Origin of the sequence: Streptosporangium sp. NPDC000563, assembly GCF_040299985.1 — a bacterium.
Taxonomy (GTDB): Bacteria; Actinomycetota; Actinomycetes; order Streptosporangiales; family Streptosporangiaceae; genus Streptosporangium.
Genome location: NZ_JBEPDA010000005.1, coordinates 182,585 through 203,894, shown reverse-complemented (window position 1 = coordinate 203,894; position 21,310 = coordinate 182,585). Strand labels below are relative to the sequence as shown.

Sequence of the window (21,310 nt, the reverse complement as noted above, 5' to 3'; positions counted from 1 at the left end):
TCTTCATCGTCGTCTTCATCGAAAATCGAGAGCCGTGCCGCGCTCAGCGGAGGTTGTAGCCCTGGGAGACCCAGAACGAGGTCGGGTTCGGGTTGCTCAGTACCGGGTCGCCGACGCTCTTGGCGGCGAGCTTCTGCCGTCCCGGACGCACCTCGACGTGGGTGTGCGCGGCCCCGCTGGACGACACCCCGCGCCACGCCTCGTTGGCGATGAGCTGGCCGCGCGAGACCTGCTGACCCACACGCAGGGAGGAGCGCGGAGCGGAGTGCAGGTAGATGACCGTCCTGTTCGACGAGGCGTTGTAGATGGAGATCGTGGAGAGCCCCGAGCCGCCGTTGGCCCCGCGCGCGAGGTGGATGACCTGACCGCTCACCAGGGAGTGGACGTTCGTGCCGATGCCACGGTAGAAGTCGATGCCCTCATGCCGGCCGGGGGTGCTGGTGTAACCGTCGAAGGCGCAGCTGATGTATCCGCCACTGGTCTTGTACAGCGCGGACGACAGGTTGACGCGTCCCGGTGACGACGACGACGGGCTGAACTGGTGCGAGGCGTTCTCGTTCTTGAGACCGGGCTTGAGGTTGCCCTTCGCGCCAGGCTTGAAGTCCTGGTAGACGCTGCCACCGTAATTGCTGTTGAAATGGACCCGGACGGTTTTGGAGGTGCGGTTCCAGACGGAGGCGGCGGCGTTCTTGATGCACTTGCCCTTACCGTTTCCGGGTCCCTTGTAGTCGAAGCAGGAGGGCTGCTTGGTGCCGTAGTCGTTGACGGATCCGGTGAAGTCGGAGACCGACCCCTGGTTGTTGCTGTTGAAGTAGTAGCAGAACTCGCCGGTCTCACAGACGCCGTTGCGGTCGGCGGCAGAGGCGGGCGGGGCGACGGCGACGGCCGTTCCGCCGAGCACCATCGCGGAGGCCACGGCGGCGAGGATCCTGTTACGCGTTCTCATGCTGTTCTTTCTCCTTGTGTCTGTGCGGCCTGGGGTGTCCTGTACGGCCTGAGGTGTCGGTACGGCCTGGTGTGGGCCTGAGATGTGGCCCGGGGGTGCGGCCTTGAGGTGTGTACGAGGTGGAATGCGTGCGGTATGGAGTCATACGGGGTGGAATGCGTGCGGCCGGGGAGCCAGGGGGGCGCGCGGTCCGGGTGCCCGCGCGGTCAGGGCTTCGGACAGGGCTTTGGATGGTCAGCGACGCCGGTATTCCTCCCAAGTGCGGATGGCCACCTTCGGGCCGTCGTCGGGACCACGGCCGGAGAGCCCGTTCAGGCCGAGGTAGTAGTCGCCGACCTGGTTCTGGGCCTGGCCGGAGAGGTCGGTGTCGTTGATGGCGACGGCGTGGATGTGCCACGGCCAGTCGGCCTGAGCGGGAGTGCGCAGCCATGCCGCGAAGCCGACCCGTCGCAACGCGCGGACGGCCGCGGTACGGGTGGCGGAGCTCATCCCCTTGACCGAGATGTCCACGGCGCCCCCGCCGTCGTGGGTACCCGCGGACGTGGGATCCCCGCCCCGGTTGTACGACCCCTGCAACAGCACGAGATCGCGGCCGAGCAGCCGATTCGCCTCGACCAGCATGCTCCGCGTGCGGGTGTTGACGACGCCCCCGCCGAACGACACCCGGCCCCCCGGCACGACGACGTCGGTGACCTTGAAGCGGCCGGCCCCGAGCTTGGTGAGCGACGCCTTGCCCGGCAGGCCGTTGGCGGCGAGACCGGTGAAGCCGAGCGACCGCTGGAACTTCGCGAAGGCGGCGACCGTCGTGCTGCCGAAGTAACCGTCCACCCACTTGGAATCGAGCAGGCGCCGATCGCGCAGCGCCCGCTCGACGAGGAGCACGCTCGCCTTCGCCCCCGGGGTCAGCGTGTCGTCAGGCCGTCGCGGGTCGATCTGGGCCGCCTTGAGGGTGGCTTCCATGTTCACGCTCGGAAGGACCCTCGCGTCGGCCGCCTGTGCCGCCGACACCCCGGACGCTCCCGTCAAGGGGGCGAACAGGGCGGCCGCCACGAGGGCGGCGGCGTATGAAGGCAACTTCATGGGTTCTCCTGGTTTCGGACACTGGAGGGGATTTCTGCGGCGGGATCCACAGTTTCGGATCGCTCGCGCTGTCCACAACGAGATCGTGTTGTCAGCCTGTTCGAAGGGCTTCCTTACAGGGCTGACAGGCGGTCCGACGCGTGGCCCGCGACCGCGCGGGGCAGTATCCGAGCAGGACAACGTGGCCGTACAGCAGTCGCGCAGGGCAGTGACCAGGCAGGACAACACGGCCGTACAGCGGCCACGCGCTCGCCTCCCGTAAGGAATGCCATGACCGAAGTCCTCGTCACCGATACCGGTGACCGCTATCACGGAGCCTTCGAGCCGGCCGTCAAGGCGGCGAGGCCCCGGGTTTCGACGTCCGCCGCATCAGGGCGTGAGCGTCGCGGATGATCAACTATCACCGCCGCGAAGGCGGAAGAAGGGCGAAGGCGAAAGAGGGCGGCTGCCCGCCTACGAGGTGATCCCCTGAAACCGGCGCCTACGCGTTGGTGCGCCGGCGGACCATTTCCATGTCCTTCTCCGGCAGCGCGTCGGCGACGAGCAGTCGCGGCAGCAGTTTCGGCTCCAGGGTCATCGCACGGAAGACGAGCGCGACGGTCACGTCGTGGTCGGGACGATGCACGATCTCGACCGGGTCGTCGGCGCGGATCTCACCGGGCTCGATCACGCGCAGGTACGCGCCCGGCCGGACGGCCTGCGTGAACCGCTTGATCCAGCCTTCACGCTCCAGCCACCCCTGGAACGTCGAGCACGGGATGCGCGGGCACGTCACCTCCAGGACGAGGTCCGGCCCGATCCGCCAACGCTCACCGATCAGGGCGCCGTTGACGTCCAGCCCCAAGGTCGTGAGGTTCTCCCCGAAGACCCCGTTCGAGAGCGACCTGCCCAGCTCGGACTCCCATTCGTCGAGATCCTCGCGGGCGTAGGCGTAGACGGCCTGGTCGGAACCACCGTGATGCTTCACGTCATAGACCCGGTCACCGGCGAGGCCGACCGCGCCGGTGCCCTTGGGGCCGGGGGCGGTGACGGCGACCGGGCCGTCGACGGGCCGCTTGTCGATGCCCGTGGACTCCGACTCCTTCCACGGGTTGGGGCGAGGCCGGCCGATATTGACGGAGAGCAGCTTCATGACGGCGATTTTTCCAGACGTTCGACACGAATGGGATTGCCGCGTACGAGCTCGTCGTGGATGCGCCAACGGCCGGTGACGGCGGCGCGCTCCGCCGCCGAGTCGCCGTCCTCGATGCGCTGCCTCAGCAACCGCATGGCGATGCGGCGGTTGAGGCCGAACTGCCGCTCGGTGTCGACCACGACGACGATCCCCGAGGGCCGGTGGGTCGCCCGCACCGCCGTGCTCGCCTTGTTGCGATGTTGACCGCCGGGGCCACCGGTACGGCAGGCGACGACGTCGACGTCCGCCTCTCTGAACGTCGTGCGCGGGACGTCGACCTCGCACGGTTGCGCGATGACGTACCAGTTCTTCCGGCTCGTGCTGGTCCGGTACGGGCTGGGAGCCTGCCAGCACAGCGTCCCGGTCCACGAGGCGGCGAACGCCTCGGCGCCGGCTCCCGAGATCTGGATCAGGACCGACCGGTAGGTGTCCGGCCGCTCACCGGGAACGCTCTCGACCCGGCGGATCTCCACGTTCTGCCGGGTGGCGTCGGCCTCCAGGCGGCGCAGCAGCCGGGCCAGCGCCCAGGCGCACTCCTGCGGGCCACGCCCGGCCGACAGGAACAGGTGGACGCTCATCGCCGCCCCCGCTCGCGGCGCCGGTCCCGCTGGGAGGCAGGGCCGAGGTCGGGCGTCTTGTAGGTGACGAGCGGAACCGTGGTGGCCACAGGCGTGGCCAGGTCATGGTGAACGAGATCGGCGATCACCTGCTCGATGCGCTTGTAGGCCGTCGGCGCCTCCTCGAAGAGCAGCTGACGGTCTCCGCACACCACCAGCGACCCCACCGGCGTACGGCGCAACTCCTCGATCGTGTGCTTGGCCCGGCCCCGGCGCAGGGCGTCCGCCCGCGACATCTTGCGACCCGCGCCGTGCGCGACGGAATGACCGGCGTCCGGCCCGGCATGGGCGGCCACGAGGTAGGAGGGGGTGCCCCGCGTACCGGCGATGAGCACGTCGCGGCCGTCACCCCGTGCCGCTCCCTTGCGGTGCAGGTAGACCCCGTCGCGGACCTCGACCAGGTTGTGGCACTCGTCGACGAGCGGCTCGGTGGGCTCGGCCCCCAGGGCGTGGGCGACCCGGGCGGCCATCAACCGCCGGTTGAGCGACCCCCAGCGTACGGCGTCGTCGTGCATCGCCAGGTAGGCGCCGGGGTCGGGCGCGGGACCCGCGCCGTGGACCTCGGTGTGCGTCCGCAGGATGCGCTCGCCCAACCCTCGGGAACCGCTGTGCACGATGAGAACCAGGTCGCCGGCGGCGAGCCCGAGCCGGCTCGCGTGGTCCGGCTCGAAGACGGTGTCGATCCGCGCCAGCTCGACGAAGTGATTGCCCCGGCCGACCGTCCCGAGCCCCTCGACGTGACCGGCGGGAATCTCGCCCTTCAGCACGGCCCAGGCCGGGTCGTCGGCATCCCGCTCGGGATCCAGCGCACGATCGAGATCGGGGAACCGGGCGGCGAGCTTCTCCGGCACGGCACGCCTGAGCTTCATGGGGAACACGGCGATGCCGCACCCGATGTCGGAGCCCACCAGGAACGGATACAGCACGGTCGACGTCATGGCGGCCCCGATGGGCGCGCCCTTGCCCGGGTGCAGGTCGGGCATGGCGGCGACGTGCGTCATGCCGTCGAGGGCGGCCACCTGGTGGCACTGCGCGAGGGCGTCGGACTCGATCCAGCTCGCGGGGGAGGCGAACACGGCGACGGTGGCCGAAGCCGTGTCCCCGGTATTCGTGGTGTCCGTGCCGGACGGCAGCGGGGACTGCTGCCGGGAGTGCTGCTGAGACAAAGAGGCTCGCTTCGCTCGGGAGGGGGCTGACAGGAACACGGCGCGAGGAAGCGCCGTGGCATCTCGGAACGCGGTGGCGCTGTCTGTCAGAGCGTCATGAACACCACGTTCCCGGACCCCCACCACGCGAGGCAAGTGGTTTTCGGTCATAAGGGCTGCACGCTTTTCGGATTATCGCCACCAACCTAAACCGCCGACGGCGAGAAGACGTTAATTGAACGGAAGCGATTCCGTCGGACCACGCGGATAGGATCGAAGCTCCTTGGCGACCTGGCCGTGTCGTCCGAATTTCCGGGTTCCCCGTGACCATCTCCGACGGAGGCGATTCGATGTACAAATACAGCCGCGACGAAGAAACGTGGGATCAGCTTACGGAGGCCGGGCTGGAGTTCCTCGTCGAGCGCGCTCAAACCCCGGGTGAGACGTCGTACGAAGACCTCAACAACGCTTTGACGCAGAGAACGGGCCTTCCCGGCTTCGACTTCGGGCGCGCCGATGAGCGAGCCGCCATCGGATATCTCCTGGGCCTGATCGTGGAGAGGACCTATCCGGAGACCGAGCTGATGATCTCAGCCCTCGTCACACACAAGGGCGGGACCGACCCCGGCGGCGGCTTCTACGCCCTGGCCACACAACTTGGACTACTACGGCCAAACGCCTCGAAGAGCGAGAAAGATGCGTTCTGGGTGGATCAATACATCCGAGTGCAAGAACTCTACTCAAGAGCCGACCGGCCCTGAAATTCCCCGAATGGGCCGGACACCGACGATACGCCATCAGGATCCCGGGTCCCCGTGCGAAAGACGTTCCCGCCTTCAGAACGGGAGAGGGGACGGGTGGGGGCGTCTCCGCAGGGCCGACTTCGGAAGGGAGGATCGGAGCCTGCTCCTCGGTGGCCGACGGCGGTACGGCGGCCCCGCAGGCGCAGACTCCCATCAGCAGCACGACCGCCATCACGCGGAAACGGCGTTTCACCCGCGTCCGTTCCCCTCTCCACCGGACCGGCGTGACATAAAACGACAGAAACACCTTAAGGGGAGCGAGTTCGGAAATTCCGCCGATGCCACTGAACCTCGTCAGTGAGTTTCCGAACCCCTGTCCTCCTCGCACCGATGTTCCTGGTCGCCGAGCCGACGCTTGCCCGATGTGGTGAAATATGCCGAATGGAGCGCGCGAGGCAGCTGGTGGGTGAGATGCTGGTCTACTGTTTTGTGGCCGTTCTGCTGACCGGAGGGTTCCTGGCCTTCTTCTACGTGCCCAGCGGCCAGACGGTGATCTACAGCGGTCCTTACGAGCCCTTTCGGGGCATTCCCATGAGTGCCGCCTACAACTCGCTCCTGAACCTCAGCTTCGACGTGCGCGGTGGCCTGCTCGTCCGGAAACTGCACCATACCTCCTCGGTCCTGCTCGTCCTGGGAACAATGTTCTGGGTCCTGCTCGGCCGGTTCCGGTACGCCTTCGCGGCACTGGGCCTGGGCCTGCTCGCCGCGCTCGCCGGTTACGGAGCCGCCGACGACCTGCTGTCGGGCACCGTCCTCGGGAAACCGCCCATCCCCGTCTGGTACGGCCTGCACCTGCTGGTCGCGGTGGCGGTGGGCGCCGTGCTGGTGATCTCCTCACGGAAGGAGGCCGCCCGACAGCCCAGGACGCCGGCCTTCATAGCCCTAGGCATCGGCCTCACCGTTCTGGCGATCTTCTATCTCTAGAGGGACGGGAACGCACGACGGCGGTCCCCGACGGTCCGGCGAACCCGGCCTCGTACCGGCTGACCGAAGGACACGTCGCCCCAGGAAGTGACCCGTGGTGTCCGAAGAAGGGGCCGCGGTCCAGGGGGTGGAGTTTCCGGTCCTCATCGATGTGCGGGCATCGAGCTCATGAAGGTACGGGCGAGGCGGTCGATCTCTTCGTCCTTGGAAGCCTCGTCCACGCGCTGATCCCGGTCGATCCGGCCGCGTTCGGCTTTCAGTCGGCGCTCTTCCTCGCGCAGTTTGATCTCGTACTCGCCGGTCCTCTGCCGGGTGGTGAAGTTCAGTTCGGCCTCGTGGCAGGCCGAGCCCGCGCGCAGTTCCTGGGTGAGAAGGCGGTCGTACTCGGTCTTGCCGTTCAGCATCTTGGAGATGATCGGCATGCAGTCGAGCAGCACGAAGATGACGCGCAACAACCAGTGAGCGAAGTTGACCATGCCGCTCTGCCCTGCGACCGTACCCAATGCCTCCCATCGTTCAAGCAGGCCGATGTGGGTGTAGGCCCGTTTCTTCTCCTCGACGCGCTCGGTGATCTTCTTGCTGAGCGCCGCCGCGCTTTCCGTTTCCGCACTGGCGCGATCGGCCGCGAGAGAACCGAGCTTCGCCTTGAGTCTCGCCACCTCCTCCTGCTGCCGGGGGATGTTGTGGTTGGCGACGAAGGTGGCGAGCTCGTTGTTTCTGACCTTGCACTCGGGGCCGTTGCCGGGCACGCCCGTGGTCCAGTTCGGGATCCTGCGGCCGCCAAGGCATTCCCGGTCGCGGCGTTCCTTCAGCTTCTCCTCCTCCTTTGTGTCCGCTGCCAGCCGATCTTCCGCGGCCTTGAGGAGGCTCTGCTGCTGCGTCATGTTGTCCTCGACGGCGGTTGCCCGGTCACCGCCGTCGAGGACGAAATCGGCGCAGTCGACACCTCCGGGAGCCGGTCCCTTGAGGGGGTTGCACCGCTTGTACCGGCTCTCCGTCTGGCTGATCACCTGGTCGCGTTCCGCCATGATCTGCCGGTCGAGCCGTTCCTGGAAGATCTTGAGGGTCAGCGGCTCGGCGATGAAGACGCCGATGGCGAGGGCGACGGCGAGCCGGACCAGCAGGTTGCCCCAGCGGGACCAGCCGTCGCTGTCACCGGCGAGGCTGGTGATCAGAAACCGGTCGATGTTGGCGATGTTCAGGCCCCACAGCGCCGCCACCGGCAACAGATACAACGGAGACGCCGAAAAAATCAGGGTCAGCGCGCCCAGCAGGGAGGCGCCCGCTATGAGCGCGGTGCTGGCCACGATTCCGCCGAGACTGGTGTAGCGGGAGCGTTCCTGAGGAACGCTCGCGAGGATTTTCTCGTCGACTCCGGTGAACCGCCGGAAGAACCTCCCGAGATCGGGCCTCTCCCGACGCCGGGGGTGCCGTCTGTGCTGCTGGGCCGCCTTGGGACCGTGGAGGATGTCAACCACGGACGTCCTCCTCCATGAAGAAGTCGTCGTCGTTGTCGCCTGCCGTCACCTCGGCCTGGGCCTCGTAAGCGGGCCTTTCGAGGTCTCTCACCTCCGCCTCCGGCTCGACCTCGTCGAAGGTGGCGAGCAGTTCCTTGCCGGTCGTCTCGTTGAACAGGCCCTGGGCGATCGCCGCCCGGACGACATCGGCCCGGGCGCGGGCCTGAACGACCTGCAACTCGTGTTCCTGCTGGATTCCGCGCTGGGTGGCGCTGTACTCCCGGTCGCCCAGGGCGGCGTAACGTTCGGCGATCTGCTGTTCGCTGAGACCGGGAACGGTGACGTACAGGCCGTCGGCGGCGCCGGGACCGCTGTTGAGGAGGTCCCTGATCTTCTTGGCCCCGGTGATCTGCTGATCCCGGTCGAGGGCCGCCTCCTGCCGGGTGAAGTCGTTCGCGCTGTGGCCCTTGGTGTGCAGGTAATCCTGCTCGTCGAGTTCGTAGTCACGATCGAGCTTGCGTTTGACGTCGCGGAGGCCGTGTTCGCCTCGGATGTTGTGCAGGCTGGTCTCGTAGTGTCGCCGCCCCTGGGCGATCTCGTCGGGGGCGTGCACGTTGAGGCCGGAGAACTCTGCCGTCATGCCGGGCAGCACACAGGGCACCACGGTCGTGTACGCCTTCACCTGGGCGTGCACGAGCGTCCACAACTCGTGGACCTCGTGCAGCCCGTGGCCGCGGCCGAGTTCGAAGAGCTTGTGGTAGGCCTGGACGTAGGTGACCAGGTGCTCGGTGACATCGGTCAGACCGGCACGCACCACCTCGATCGGCTCGTCGACCGTGCAGCGGAAGTGGATCGAGACGGTGAAGTCGTGGGCGCCGGAGGAGTTGATCGGCACCCGGATCGTGGTGGGGTGATCCTTGGTCACGTCCACGACGCTGACGCTGGCTGCGTGCAGCACGTGCGGTTCGTCGCCGTGCAACCGCCGGTCGCCCAGCACGAACGTGCCGTCGTACTCGAAGACGAGCCGCTGGTGCGGAAGCTGGCGGGGGAGGCTGGAGATCGGCCGCCGGGGTTTGCTCAGGAACCCCTGCCTGGCGACAGGATCAAGGGAGACCTGGCTGATCACGGGGTAAGTCATGGACGCTTTCCGATGGTGTCGAGGGACAGAACAGCCGGGCTCAGGAAGACTCGGAGCAGCGACAGGAGAATCTCCAGCCGGTTCTCGTCGGTGTCGCGGGAGATGGCATAACGCCGCAGGTCATGGGCGAGCAGTGGCCGTTCCTTCGCGGGGAGCGCCTCCACGAGCGCCGCGAACAGGGCGTGGACCCGGTCGCGGTCGTCGCCGTCGCGGTCGTCGAAGGCGCAGACGGCGTCGTACAGGGCGGTCAGCGCGTCCTTGCGGTGGGGGCGCTTGACGAGAACCGCGGCCCAGAGTCTGGCGAGCGGGACGGCCGAGGCGGGGCAACTGCGCAGATGAGCGGTGACCGTGGGAGTCCCGACGCCGTCCGCGCGAGCCGACAGGACACTCAGGATCGCCCGAATCAGCGGATCGACCGCACGGCCGATCCGCCGGTCGTTGCCGATCTGGCGGGCCAGCCAGTCGAGCATCGGCAGGGCGTTGCCGGTGGCCTCGGTCAACGCCGCGAACAGACGGGCGAGCGCGATCTCCGCGTGCCGGACGGGCTTCTCACTGCCCCTGATCTGTGTCCAGAGCATCCGGACCGCCTCCAGCGGGAACCGGATGCCCAGCTCACCGGACCAGGCGAGGGTGGCGGTGAACTTGGGTCTGGCGGCGGACGCCCTCGTCCACGAGCTGACGGTGCGCAGCACCTCCGGACGGGTCGTCTCGTCCAGGCACAGCCATGAGATGGCCATCGCGGCGGTGGCCTGGCTGCGCATCACGCCTCTTCCACGGGCCCACGGGGTGAGAAAAGTGCTCTCGACGTACGAGTAGTCCGAGACGGAGGCGAGAACCGCCACCCCCCTGGCGATCTCCGCCTGCGCGCTCGGGTCGCGGAGAGCCGCGCACTCATGGAGCCATTCGGTGACCGGCTCCCACAACCGCATGCCGTGCCGCCGGTACAGTTCCCGCATCACGTGCGTTCGGTGACTCGGGACCCTGAACTCCAGCCTGCGCCCCGGCGACAGGCTGAAAAGGGAGCCCTCCGCCACCCGGAGTAGGCGGCGGCTCGGCATCGGATCGTCCGCGGAAACGGTGACCGCACCCTCGGCGCCGATACCGGCGATCGACTCCAGCCGGGCGAGCAGCGACTCGAAGCCGGCTTCGGGAAGGCCGGCGGTGAAGGCCATGGCGGCCATCTCGAAGAGCTCCCCCCGAGTACGCGGGCCGTCGAACCAGGCGACCACATCGCGCCGCCCGGCGGACTCCAGCCTGTCGAGCGCGTCGTCCAGCGAAATCCCCGACGCCAGGTCGCGCGCGAGTGTCACCACGTCGGCCATGGCGTGGTCGGCGGTGATCTGCGCGGCCGCCTCGTCGGCGACCTCGGGCGCCACCCGGTGAGCCAGCAGGACGTCACGGGCCGGCGGCGGGCGCCAGGCGATCCGGTCTCCCTCCGGCAGCGAGGTCGCCGTCGCCGTGATCACCAGGTAGGCCCCGGCGTCGCGCACCCGGCGCCTGATCTCCCGTACGTGGAAGTCGGCGATGTTTCCTTCGACGTCGTCCTTGGGCCAGTCGCACAGCAGGTAGCCGTGAGCCTTCCGGTATTCGCGGGCGGCCAGCTTCTCCAGCGTGTAGGCCGGGCTGAGTTCCACCACCTCGCGCCGTTCCGCGACGAAGTCCTGAAGCAGGTTGAGCGCCGCCGTCCGGCGGCCGGTGCCGGCAGTGCCGATCAGGGCCACCAGGTTGCATCTGCCCAGCTGTTCGGCGGCGGCCTCGTAGGTGGCGTGGCGCACGTGGCGGGTGCGGGTCTCCGCCATCTCGTCGGCGGACACGGGTCCCGAGGTGCGGCGGGACCTGGGGCGAGCCCCCGAGATGCCGAACGAGGCGTCTCCCACGTTGCCGTGAATGTGGTTGATGACGGTCTGGACCTGGGAGACCTGCGCGAAACCCTCGTCCGTCGCCTCGGCCTGATCGGTCAGATCCACCGGTGTGGCCGCCTCGCCGATCAGGACGCCGTCGGGCGGCGAATCAGTTTCGGATACCAAAGTTGATCTCCTCCCCGGAGATGGGAGCGGTGATCATGTTCACGGTCATCTGCTCGGCGTTGAACTGCTGCGCGACCCGCTTCGCGGTGGGGTCGGCCCGCACCAGCTTCTCCAGGGACTCCAGCAGGTCGTCCCGCGACTCCGGGGCGGCCGGTTGGCCCTGCTCGGACCGGAATTTCTTGATCTTCGCGAGCAGTCTGCGTGCTCCGCCCAGGCCGGTCTCGGTGCCGTAGGCGCCGAGACGCTCGATGGCACCCCCGGCGATGAGAGCCCACAGGGTGTCGGCGACCTCGGGCAGGTTGTCCATGTCGAGAGTTCCTCTCTGAGCCAGGTCTTCGGAAGGAATCCACATCCAGGCGATCTCGGTGCGTTCCTTGGTCGGCACTTCCAGCCGGGTGAACGCCTCCGGCCGGTAGGAGGTGTGGAGCTGTCGGACGACGTCCTCGTAGAGCCGATCGGTGAGGATCAGCACCAGGTCGGCGCGCGGGTTCACCTGCAGGGCGGTACGGGCGGCCTCCGCGTCGAGCAGCCGGGCGGTGGTCACCACGACCTGGCCGACGAAGCCCATCGCGCCGCGTTTCACGACGCCGTGGCCGATCGCGACGCGTATCCGCAGGCGGGCGTCGTCTCGGCGTTCGCGGTTGTGGTCGTGGAGCGCCTTGCGCACCCGGTGGACCAGGTCGTCGACGACCCGAAGCTCGCCCTCCCTCTCGGGGATGACGATGACCTCGCCGTCGCCGGCCTCCTGGCGGGCCCAGGTCTCGCGCCGCAGGCCGGCCTCTCGTGCGCCACGGTCCATGACCTGGGCCAGGCCCGACTGGATCGAGTCGTGCCGTAGGTCGTCGCCGCGGCCGTATCCCTCCGCGTCGACCGCCATGACCAGGCGGCGGCTGAAATCAGAATCGAACATCACGTCACCTTGTGGTTGCGAGAAAGATCCACCAGAGCGGTGGGGAGATCGCCGGGGATGAGTCTGGCGAAGGTCGCATCGCCTCAAGACGTACCAGTACGTTTTACCGGTAATTGGACAGACCGATTGGGTCGATGACGATCTTCCTGCGATGACCGGAGGCGATCAGTTCAAGCTCCTTGAAATGTCGGAAGGCCTTGAAGACGGCGTCCTTCCCGGCCCCGACGAGATTGGCGATCTCCTCGTGGGTGAGATCGACTCCCAGTTCCCGTTTGCCGTCCGCCCGGGCGACCCCGTGCCGGCCGGAGAGTTCCACGAGCACGTTCGCGACCCGTACGGGCACGCTGAACTGGGCGAAGTCGGTTCTTCTGCGGTTGGCCCAGTCGAGCCGGTCGGCGATCATCCTGGCGAACGCGTTCCATGCCGCCGGATGACGGTCGAGGAAGTCGGTGAACACCTCCGCGCGGATGACGTGCACCCACATCGGACTGCACGCGGTGACCGCAGCCGATCTGGGCTCCCTGCGCAGAGCCGCCAGCTCGCCGACCACATCGCCGCTGACCCGGATGCCCAATATTGCTGATGCGCCCGATTCCAGGTAGGCCGTCACCTTCACGCACGCGGTGATCCGCTGACCCGGGACGGACCTCAGAAGATAGACCTCGGACCTCTCTCGGTCTCCGTGATAGATGAGTGGTTCGCCGGCCTGCCGCGGGGACGGCGGCACGAGATCCAGGAGTTCCTTCCGCTCCTCCGGGCTGATTCTGTCCATGAGGGTGCCGGCAGGCCATCTGGCGGGAATTTGATCATTCATCACGGATTAAGCGCCTTGGGTCATCGATGTGAAGCTGCTGGAAGCTACACCCTGGAATACATGGTGGCCAGGTTAGATGGTTATCGATGTGGTTATTTGATATATTGTCCGGCTTGCCGTAAAGGGCGGGCCGAAATTCCCGGAGAACTGGACAGGATTCCGGTGATCGGCGTGACCTGGCGGAACATCGGCGGCGATTTGCGGCTTGTGTGCTTACAAGGTGGTTGTGGCTTTCCGAAGGTGAAGGCTCCTGTCTTCTCCGGGGTGGCGCCGTCGCTCGGGACGCTTCGTCTTCGTGTGTGGGAAGCCGTTGGCAAGTCGGGGACCTCACAGACTCGGCTGGTGATCGCGATGGAAGGCCACGCGAGACGCACCCGTCGCGCGGGGTCCCTGGTCGGGGTGAACCTGCGTCACGAGTAAAGCGTATCGTGAACTCAGTGCACAATAGATATTCCTGTGTCGATTCCAGAGCGGAAGGCAACGTGCGACGGGGGCCGCCCTCGGACCCGAGCCGCTCGTCCCAAGGGTGACTCGTCCAAGCGGCGTCACGGAGAGTCGCCGGCGTACCACCCCCGGGAGTGCGCCGCCCCGCGCATGGGGCACCCTTTGCGTTCGGCCCGCATGCTTCACCCGGCTTTGCCAGGACGACCGTTACCGACCACTCGCTCCAGGTAAGTCCTCACCTGATGGCAGGAAACAGCCGCACCAGGCGGGAGGTCGAAATGATCACCTCGTTCGCACGCGCAGTCATCACAGGCGCGTTCACCATCGCACTGAGCGTGCCCGTCGGCGGCGCGCTCGCCGCTTCCGCCGCACCGGTGGATCCACCGAGCCCGCAAACCCAGAAGGACCTCGAACAGGCGATGCGCGGTGAGGCGTTCGCCAACGCCTCCTACCGCCTGTACGCGGCCCAGGCCCAGCGGGAGAGGCTGCCGGCGGTGGCCCGCCTGTTCGAGCGCACCGCCGGCGTCGAACTGGGCGAACACTTCAGGGAGGAGGCCCAGCTGAGCGGCCTGGTCGGCAGCGACGCCGAGAACCTGCGTGCCGCGGTGGCCGGGGAGACCTACGAGTCCCGGCAGATGTATCCCGGTTTCGCGCGGCAGGCCAAGGCAGGCGGCGACAGCCGGGCGGCCGCCCGCTTCTCGGAGATCGCCCGTGACGAAGGCGGGCACGGGCGGGCGTTCGAGGCCGCGCTGCGCGCCGTCGAGTCCGGCGAGGGTACGGTGCCGAAGCCGCCGAAGGCCGACAAGGTTCGGGTCCCGAAGGGGCCGCCCGAGGTCCGCGCACAGCAGACCAAGGCCGATCTGGACGCGGCCTTGCACGGTGAGGGGTTCGCGTACGCCAAATATCATCAGTACGCCGAGCACGCCAAGAACCCGGCCGTGGCGAAACTGTTCCGCGGCACCTCCGAGGTGGAGCTGCACGAGCACTTCGCCGATGAGGCGAAGCTGGCCGGGCTGGTCGGTGACACGCGCGCCAACCTGACCAAGGCCATCGCCGGCGAACAGTACGAGTCCCGGACCATGTACCCGACCTTCGCCAAGCGCGCCGAGGCGGCGGGCGACAGCCAGGCGGCCGCCCGTTTCTCGAACAACGCCGAGGACGAGGCCGGACACGCCCGCGCCTTCCAGCGAGAGCTGGATCGGCTTCCCGAGCAGCCCGGGCAGCCTCCGGCGGCGGACTCACGGTGAGGAGATGACGGGCTCCGGCCGCTTGACGCCGGAGGCCACAGAAGTCATGGCCGCCGGCACCGCCCGCGGCCATCGGCGCTTCTCGCCGGTCGCGATCCGGTGCCCGGCGTCGCGCGAGACAGGAGACGGACATGTTCTTCGGCCTGCCGCTGCACCCGCTGGTCGTGCACGCCGCCGTCGTGTGCCTGCCGCTCGCGGCGCTCGGCACCATTTTGATGGCGTTCTGGCCCGCGGCGGCGCGCCGGTTGTGGCCGGCGGTGCTGTTCGTCGCCACCGTCGCGCTGATCGCCGTGCCGCTGTCGATCAGCAGCGGCGAGACGTTGGCGGACACGGTCGGGGAGAACGCGCTCATCGAGGCCCACGAGGAGCAGGGCGAGCAGGTGCTGCCGTTCGCCATCGTGCTCTGGCTGGCCGCGCTGGGCCTCTCCCTGGCGACCCGGTTCATGGGGCACGGCAGGCACTCACCCCATGAAGGAACGCGCCCGCGATGGTACGTCGGCGCGATGATCGTCCTGGTGATCCTCGCCCTGGTCGGCGGCGTGGGAGGCACCGTCGCCATGGTCCGGGCGGGCCACAGCGGAGCCGAGAGCGTCTGGAGCAAGTGAGTTCCGTACCCGCACCAGGTTCGGTCGGCCTCGGCCGTGAGCGCGGCGAAGAAGGTGATCGCCGGCAGCGCGGCGCCGGTGCAGGCCGCCGCTCCGCGGCCGCGCCGGTCGGCCGGCCAGTGGGCGGAAGATCACGGCGCACCCGGCCGTGATCGCCAAGCAACCGCCGACCAGGACCGGACCTCGCTCCGGCGGGCCGGTGACGTGCTCGGGGATCGTGGGGACGAGCAGTCAGAGCGACAGGAAGCACGCCCCCGCGCACGTCAGCAGCAGGCGGGTCATCGCCTGAGCCGTCCGGCGTTCTACCGGAGGGGCTGGGTCAGGTTGACCTTGTTTCCGTCAGGGTCGTGGATATGGGCCACACGTTCTCCCCATGGCATGTCGTTGGACGGGCCGAGCACTCGTCCGCCGGCCGACTCGGCCTGGTCCAGCAGACCGTTCACGTCGTCGACCTTCACACTCAGCAGGATCCGCTGCGGGGCGGACAGGTCGGTCGCCGCCTCGTTGACCAGTCCGAGTTCCGAGTCGCCCAACTTCAGGTTCACGAAGAACGTGGGTCCGTCCTCGGGAAAGCGGCTCACCTCCATCGCCCCGAACAGGCGCTCATAGAAGGTTCGCAGTCGATCCAGGTCGGATGTGACGATGATGGGCTGGACAGTCGCCATGGTCGTTCCTCCGGTTCGTGGTGAGTAGCCGTCCACGGGGATACGCCGTGGCGTCACGAAACTCATCGGTGTGCGGGAAACGATCGCGGTGGCGGGAAAGACGCGGCCGGAGCGCCGAAAAGCGGGATCAGCCGGTCGGCGTCCAGATATGTGGTGACGCCGCTGATCAGACCCCCGGACACGTCCAGAAGAACCAGCCCGAAGGGCACGTGAACGCCGTCGGGACCGGGTCTGGTCTGCCAGAACGCCGGCGAGCCGTTCGCCGCGGCCGGGACGAGACGCGCGCCCGCGCAGGACGCGTTCGGGTCCAGCAGCGCCTGCTCGATCAGGTCGCGGCCGCGAAGCCACCAGGCGAAGGGAGGCATCGACATCGTCGCGTCCTCGTGCAGCAGGGCGACGAGCGCGGTGACGTCGTGACGCTCGAACGCGCTGCAATAGCGGGCGAGCAACTCGCGCTGGCCCGGGTCGGCCGGCCGGAACGGCTCACCGGGCATGGCGTCGACCGTCTTGAGCGTCGACCTCGCCCGCTGTAGCGCGCTGGTCACCGACGCGACGGTGGTCTCCAGGAGGTCCGCGACCTCCCCGCTCTTCCACCGCAACACGTCACGCAGGATCAGCACCGCCCTCTGCCGGGGCGGCAGGTGCTGCAACGCGGCGACGAACGCCAGCCGGATCGTCTCCCGCCGCACGGCCAGCTCTTCCGGATCGCCGTCCATCGGCAGCACGAGAGCGTCCGGAACCGGCTGGACCCAGACCCGCTCCGACACCGGCTCGCCGATGCTCGATCCGCCGTCCGCGGCCCGGCTGAGATCCATGGACAGGGCCCGGCGTTGCGTGCTGCGCAGCATGTCGAGGCAGATGTTGGTGGCGATGCTGTAGAGCCAGGTGCGCAGCGACGCCCGTCGCTCGTCGTAGCGGTCGAACGCTCGCCAGGCACGCAGCAGCGTTTCCTGCACCGCGTCTTCGGCCTCGAAGCCGGAGCCGAGCATCCGATAGCAGTAACCGGTCAGCTCGACCCGGAACGGCTCCAGCCGGGAATCCTCACCGGTCAGCGTTTCAGCCATTCCCCGACCGTATGCGCCGCCACCGACACATCACGCGGGGGGACCGATGACTTTCCGGCTCCGCGTTCGTACCCATACCGGGATCACACCGTGAACGTACGCGCCGAACAAGCACGAGGAGGCTTTGATGACCGAAGATCGACTTCGGGACGCACTGGTGAAGGAACGCCGCGAACAGGCGGACCTGCTCGCGGCCCTGCGTCCCGAACAGTGGGATGCGCCCACGTTGTGTGACGGCTGGAGGGTCCGCGAGGTCGTCGCCCACACGACGATGCCCTTCCGCACCTCACTCGGAAGGACCCTGCTGGAGCTGGCGAAGGCACGCGGAGACTTCAATCGCATGGCCGATCGGTGCGCCCGTCGCGACGCCGTCAGGTTGCCGCCCGAGAGACTGCTCGCCTCGCTGCGGGACAACGCCGCACATCCGTGGACTCCTCCCGGCGGAGGCGTCCACGGGGCGCTCGCGCACGAAGTCATCCATGGACTCGACATCACGGTGGGTCTGGGACTCGACCGCCGGGTTCCAGTCGAACGGGTGGCCATGGTGCTGGCCGGGATGCGTCCGAAGAACATCGCGTTCTTCGGAACCGACCTCGCGGGGGTCGCGTTGCGGGCGACCGACCTCGACTGGAGCCACGGGACGGGAACACCGCTCCGGGGACCGGCCCAGGACCTGCTGCTTGTCCTCTGTGGGCGACGTCTGCCGCCGGGCCGGCTCACGGGGGAGGCCGCGACGCGGTTCTCCCAATAGTTCCCGAAACCGGTGACGGCGACCGGGGACGCTCGACCTGCTCTTGGGGGCGGCGGGTAGGCCGGCGGCTTGGGATACTCAAGCGGGTGGGACGCCGCCGGCCGATCGGTCCGGCATGTCACCGCCCGAGCCGGGTAGCGCGCGTTCCCGATGACGTCCGTACGCCCGCTCACCGCCGCCCAGCGCCGCTCACCGTCAGAGGAGCCGGATGATCCACCCGCATGTCGACTTATGATCTTTTCGTCTGATATTTGCCCTATTGCCGGAAGGGCCGCCATGACCCACCCCCTCAGTCGACGGTCCGCCCTGCTGGGCGCCGCGACGGTGGCCGGTCTCGCCCTGTGGGACAGACCGGCCGAGGCGGCGACCGGCACCGCCGCGTTCGACGACGCGCGTGAGCGGTGGGTGAACCTGATGGCCGGCGGGTCGGACACCTCAGCTCATACCGACGCGACCTATATAGACAGGACGCGGGCACTCGAAGGCTCGGCCAACGCGGTGCTGCGCAAGCTGAACCCCGCCCCCGGCCGTCCGAGCCTCTGGCCCGACCTGCCGCTCTCGAACCCCCGGACCGGCAATTTCAACCGCTCCTACAACCGCATGCGCACCCTCGCGCTCGCCTGGGCCACACCCGGCACCGCGATGCACCACGACGGCCAGGTCGCCCGGACCGCCGTTCAAGCGCTGGACTTCCTGTACGAGCACGCGTACCACGAAGGGCTCGACCGGCGGGGCAGCAACTGGTACTGGTGGGAGATCGGCGTCCCCCGCTCGCTCACCGACACCTGCGCCCTGCTGTACGACGGCCTGCCCTCGGGCCGCCTCGATCGCTGGCTGCGTCCCCTGCACCGCTGGTGCCCCGACCCGGAACGCCGCGTCAGCCACCCCGGCGTCGTCGAGACCGGCGCCAACCGCGCGGGCAAGGCGATGGCGGTGGCGATGCGCGGAGTCCTCACCCACGACGCCCGCCTCGTCAGACGGGCGGGAAAGGCGGTCTCCGACCTGCTGCGGCCGACCAGGGGCCCGGGCGACGGCTTCTACCGCGACGGATCGTTCATCCAGCACGACGTGTACCCCTACACCGGCAGCTACGGCGTGGACTACCTGGAGAGCGTCGCCAAACTGATCGCCATGCTCTCCAGGTCGCCGTGGGAGATCACCGGAATCGGCAACATCTACGACCTCGTGGACCGCACGTTCGTACCGTTCGTCTTCGACGGGCTGATGATGGACTGCGTACGCGGCCGGCAGATCTCGGTACAGGGCCACCGCGACCACCACTCGGGACACAAGGCCGTCGAAGCCGTCCTCACCCTGCTGGAGACCGCCCCCGAACGCCACGCCCGCCGCTGGCGACCGCTTGTCAAAGGCTGGCTCACCCGCAACCAGACCGTCCCCTACGGCACGTACGCACCCCCGGCGAGCATCGCCAGAGCCACGGCCCTGCTCACCGACCCCGCGGTGCCGGTCGGTGAGCGCACGACGGGCACGTACGTCTTCGCCGACATGGACCGGGTCGTACACCGCCGCCCCACCTGGGCGTACGCGATCTCGATGAGCTCGCAGCGCATCGGCGCCGCCGAGGCCATCAACCGGGAGAACCTGCACGGCTGGTACACCGGCGACGGCATGACCTACCTCTACACCGGCGACCTCACCCACTGGAACGACGACCTGTGGCCCACGATCGACCCGTACCGCCTGCCGGGAACGACGGTCGACACCCGCAGACGCGCCGACCTCCCGCACGACCACCGCCGCCTGCCCCCCACCCCGTGGGCGGGCGGCGTGGCCCTCGACGGCGAGTACGGCGTGGCCGCCATGAAACTGATCGCCGGCGGCTCCTCGCTACGGGCCAAGAAGGCGTGGTTCATGCTCGACGACGCGGTCATCGCCCTCGGCACCGGCATCACCGCCTCCGACGGCCGCCGCATCGAGACCATCGTGGAAAACCGCAACACCCACGACCGGCACCCGTCGCTGACCCGGGGTGAGGGCTGGATCCACCTGCCCGGCGTGGCCGGCTACGCGCTCCTCGACGGCGCCAAGGCCAAGGTGATCCGAGCCGAGCGCACCGGCCGCTGGCGCGACATCGACAAGGGCGCCACCACCGGAGGCGACACCACCCCCGTCACCAGGCACTACACGACGATCGTCATCGACCACGGCGTCAACCCCCGCAAGGCGCGCTACGCCTACGCCGTGCTGCCCGACGCCTCCATCACGCAGATGGAGGCTTACGCGGGGCGGGTTGAGATCCTCGCCAACTCCGGAGCGGTGCAGGCCATCTCACGTGATGGCATGATCGCGGCCGTCTTCTGGCGCGGGGGGACCGTCGAGACCCAGGACGGGCCGCTCAGCGTGGACGGTCCCTGCACGTTGTTGGTCCGGCGGGTGGGGGAGCGGGTACGGCTCGCGGTGTCCGATCCGTCTCGGACTGTTGACGAGGTGAAGGTGACGTTGCCCTGGCGGGTGAAGTCGGTGAGGGAGAGCGATCGTAGTGTGCGCAAGGCCAGGGGTGCGCTGAAGGTGGAGGTGGGGGGGAGTCGCGGGCATGCGCATACTGCGGAGGTGAGGGTCTGACTTTGAGGTGCTCGGAGTCGATGGGGCACGAGATTGACGAGCGAACTACGTACAGGGGCGCGACGAAGAGCACCTCGATCCAGCTTGTGGTTCTTGCCTCCAGAGCGGTCGGCACCCTGTCTGGGCATCGCGTCCGGAAAACGCGGAGCGGCCCCGGCCTTCCTCAAGCCTCAAGGCGAGCACAGACCCGGTGACGGGCCTGCAGTTCATACCTTCTTGACGACGATCGTGTCCGGAACGAGCTTCTCCAGGTCGTCTACGTCCGAGGTGAAGACGGTGACCTGTCCCTTCTGCTGCCGTGCGATAACGGCGAGGACCGCGTCGATCGCGTACTTGTGGCCGTGCAGCTTGGCGTCGGCCAGGAGCCGACGGGCCTGGCGGGCCTCGTCCTTCCCGATATGGGGGACGTTGAGCCGGGAAAGCACCCAATCCCAACGTTGCTCGGTGACCCTGCCGTCGTAGGCCTCAACCACCGTCATCGGAGACGTCACCACCTCCGCCTGCCCCCGGGCCGCAAGGTCGAGCCAGGCGATCATCTTCTTGTCGCCACGCACGGCCAGGGACAAGGCCTGACAGTCGAGCACGAAGATCCGTAGCGGCTGCCCGCGATCACCGCTTCGCTGGCTCACGCAGCCTCTCCTGCGTTGCGCTTTCCGCTCGCACGGCGACGCTCGTGCTCGGCGTCGAGGTCTTCCAACTCCTCGAGTGCTGCCGCACGCTCGTCATCGGTGACAGGCCCGTATTCTTCCTCCAGCCAGTTCACCAGCTCCAGCAACCGATCCCGGTCACGCTTGAAGCGCAACGCCTCGGCGACGTACGCCGACAGGCCTCGCTCGGCCGCATCCGCGCGGATCTCGTCAAGGAGCTCCTCGGGGATCGTCACCGTCACTTTCTTTGTTGCCATACTTAAGACCAT

20 protein-coding genes are annotated in these 21,310 nt (G+C 68.2%); 6 read left to right on the top strand and 14 right to left on the bottom strand.

Going from position 1 to position 21,310, the window contains the following annotated elements:
• Nucleotides 1–43: 43 nt before the first annotated feature.
• The 5 genes from ABT352_RS15995 to ABT352_RS15975 all read right to left on the bottom strand — a co-directional run bounded on the left by ABT352_RS15995 (nucleotide 44) and on the right by ABT352_RS15975 (nucleotide 4,983).
• On the bottom strand, nucleotides 44–946 hold the full coding sequence (locus ABT352_RS15995) for a peptidase inhibitor family I36 protein (protein ID WP_350945576.1): 903 nt from the start codon (nucleotides 944–946) through the stop codon (nucleotides 44–46).
• 234 nt (nucleotides 947–1,180) lie between these two features.
• On the bottom strand, nucleotides 1,181–2,026 hold the full coding sequence (locus ABT352_RS15990) for a peptidoglycan-binding domain-containing protein (RefSeq protein ID WP_350945575.1): 846 nt from the start codon (nucleotides 2,024–2,026) through the stop codon (nucleotides 1,181–1,183).
• Nucleotides 2,027–2,507: 481 nt separating this feature from the next.
• Entirely contained in the window at nucleotides 2,508–3,158 is a 651-nt protein-coding gene (locus ABT352_RS15985; RefSeq protein WP_350945574.1) for an MOSC domain-containing protein, read from the bottom strand.
• Nucleotides 3,155–3,778, bottom strand: a complete 624-nt coding sequence (gene prfH / locus ABT352_RS15980; protein ID WP_350945573.1) for a peptide chain release factor H — start codon at nucleotides 3,776–3,778, stop codon at nucleotides 3,155–3,157. The genes ABT352_RS15985 and prfH overlap by 4 nt, the downstream gene beginning before the upstream one ends.
• Nucleotides 3,775–4,983 (bottom strand): RNA ligase RtcB family protein, encoded by a 1,209-nt coding sequence (locus ABT352_RS15975; RefSeq protein ID WP_350945572.1) that lies wholly within the window; start codon nucleotides 4,981–4,983, stop codon nucleotides 3,775–3,777. Before ABT352_RS15975 ends, prfH begins: the two co-directional genes overlap by 4 nt.
• 302 nt (nucleotides 4,984–5,285) lie before the next feature.
• Here ABT352_RS15975 and ABT352_RS15970 point away from each other — a divergent pair, with 302 nt between their 5' ends.
• Both ABT352_RS15970 and ABT352_RS15965 read left to right on the top strand, forming a co-directional pair.
• Nucleotides 5,286–5,723, top strand: a complete 438-nt coding sequence (locus ABT352_RS15970; RefSeq protein WP_350945571.1) for a hypothetical protein — start codon at nucleotides 5,286–5,288, stop codon at nucleotides 5,721–5,723.
• Nucleotides 5,724–6,146: 423 nt separating this feature from the next.
• Nucleotides 6,147–6,689, top strand: coding sequence for a hypothetical protein (locus ABT352_RS15965; protein WP_350945570.1), 543 nt, complete (start codon nucleotides 6,147–6,149; stop codon nucleotides 6,687–6,689).
• A 143-nt stretch (nucleotides 6,690–6,832) separates the two neighbouring features.
• Here ABT352_RS15965 and ABT352_RS15960 read toward each other — a convergent pair whose 3' ends face one another.
• From ABT352_RS15960 to ABT352_RS15940, 5 genes are all read right to left on the bottom strand, one after another.
• Nucleotides 6,833–8,167, bottom strand: coding sequence for a DUF4407 domain-containing protein (locus ABT352_RS15960; protein WP_350945569.1), 1,335 nt, complete (start codon nucleotides 8,165–8,167; stop codon nucleotides 6,833–6,835).
• On the bottom strand, nucleotides 8,160–9,284 hold the full coding sequence (locus ABT352_RS15955) for a hypothetical protein (RefSeq protein ID WP_350945568.1): 1,125 nt from the start codon (nucleotides 9,282–9,284) through the stop codon (nucleotides 8,160–8,162). The genes ABT352_RS15960 and ABT352_RS15955 overlap by 8 nt, the downstream gene beginning before the upstream one ends.
• Nucleotides 9,281–11,311, bottom strand: coding sequence for a hypothetical protein (locus ABT352_RS15950; protein ID WP_350945567.1), 2,031 nt, complete (start codon nucleotides 11,309–11,311; stop codon nucleotides 9,281–9,283). The genes ABT352_RS15955 and ABT352_RS15950 overlap by 4 nt, the downstream gene beginning before the upstream one ends.
• A complete protein-coding gene (locus ABT352_RS15945; protein WP_350945566.1) occupies nucleotides 11,295–12,221 on the bottom strand; it encodes a hypothetical protein in 927 nt (308 codons plus the stop codon). The genes ABT352_RS15950 and ABT352_RS15945 overlap by 17 nt, the downstream gene beginning before the upstream one ends.
• Nucleotides 12,222–12,324: 103 nt before the next feature.
• On the bottom strand, nucleotides 12,325–12,993 hold the full coding sequence (locus ABT352_RS15940; protein ID WP_350945565.1) for a Crp/Fnr family transcriptional regulator: 669 nt from the start codon (nucleotides 12,991–12,993) through the stop codon (nucleotides 12,325–12,327).
• 764 nt (nucleotides 12,994–13,757) lie between these two features.
• Here ABT352_RS15940 and ABT352_RS15935 point away from each other — a divergent pair.
• Entirely contained in the window at nucleotides 13,758–14,726 is a 969-nt protein-coding gene (locus ABT352_RS15935; protein ID WP_350945564.1) for a ferritin family protein, read from the top strand.
• Between the two features lie 131 nt (nucleotides 14,727–14,857).
• Nucleotides 14,858–15,331, top strand: coding sequence for a DUF2231 domain-containing protein (locus ABT352_RS15930; RefSeq protein WP_350945563.1), 474 nt, complete (start codon nucleotides 14,858–14,860; stop codon nucleotides 15,329–15,331).
• Nucleotides 15,332–15,633: 302 nt separating this feature from the next.
• Here ABT352_RS15930 and ABT352_RS15925 read toward each other — a convergent pair whose 3' ends face one another.
• Both ABT352_RS15925 and ABT352_RS15920 read right to left on the bottom strand, forming a co-directional pair.
• Complete coding sequence (locus ABT352_RS15925; protein ID WP_350945562.1) at nucleotides 15,634–15,996, bottom strand: VOC family protein; 363 nt, start codon at nucleotides 15,994–15,996, stop codon at nucleotides 15,634–15,636.
• 62 nt (nucleotides 15,997–16,058) lie between these two features.
• Complete coding sequence (locus ABT352_RS15920) at nucleotides 16,059–17,060, bottom strand: sigma-70 family RNA polymerase sigma factor (protein WP_350945561.1); 1,002 nt, start codon at nucleotides 17,058–17,060, stop codon at nucleotides 16,059–16,061.
• A 127-nt stretch (nucleotides 17,061–17,187) separates the two neighbouring features.
• Between ABT352_RS15920 and ABT352_RS15915 the strand changes: the two genes are divergently transcribed.
• On the top strand, nucleotides 17,188–17,811 hold the full coding sequence (locus ABT352_RS15915) for a maleylpyruvate isomerase family mycothiol-dependent enzyme (RefSeq protein WP_350945560.1): 624 nt from the start codon (nucleotides 17,188–17,190) through the stop codon (nucleotides 17,809–17,811).
• Nucleotides 17,812–18,087: 276 nt separating this feature from the next.
• Complete coding sequence (locus tag ABT352_RS15910; RefSeq protein WP_350945559.1) at nucleotides 18,088–20,394, top strand: polysaccharide lyase 8 family protein; 2,307 nt, start codon at nucleotides 18,088–18,090, stop codon at nucleotides 20,392–20,394.
• A 206-nt stretch (nucleotides 20,395–20,600) separates the two neighbouring features.
• On the opposite strand, the gene ABT352_RS15905 is transcribed toward ABT352_RS15910, so the two are convergent.
• Both ABT352_RS15905 and ABT352_RS15900 read right to left on the bottom strand, forming a co-directional pair.
• Entirely contained in the window at nucleotides 20,601–21,023 is a 423-nt protein-coding gene (locus ABT352_RS15905) for a hypothetical protein (RefSeq protein WP_350945558.1), read from the bottom strand.
• Nucleotides 21,020–21,298 (bottom strand): CopG family transcriptional regulator, encoded by a 279-nt coding sequence (locus ABT352_RS15900; RefSeq protein ID WP_350945557.1) that lies wholly within the window; start codon nucleotides 21,296–21,298, stop codon nucleotides 21,020–21,022. Before ABT352_RS15900 ends, ABT352_RS15905 begins: the two co-directional genes overlap by 4 nt.
• Nucleotides 21,299–21,310: the final 12 nt, after the last annotated feature.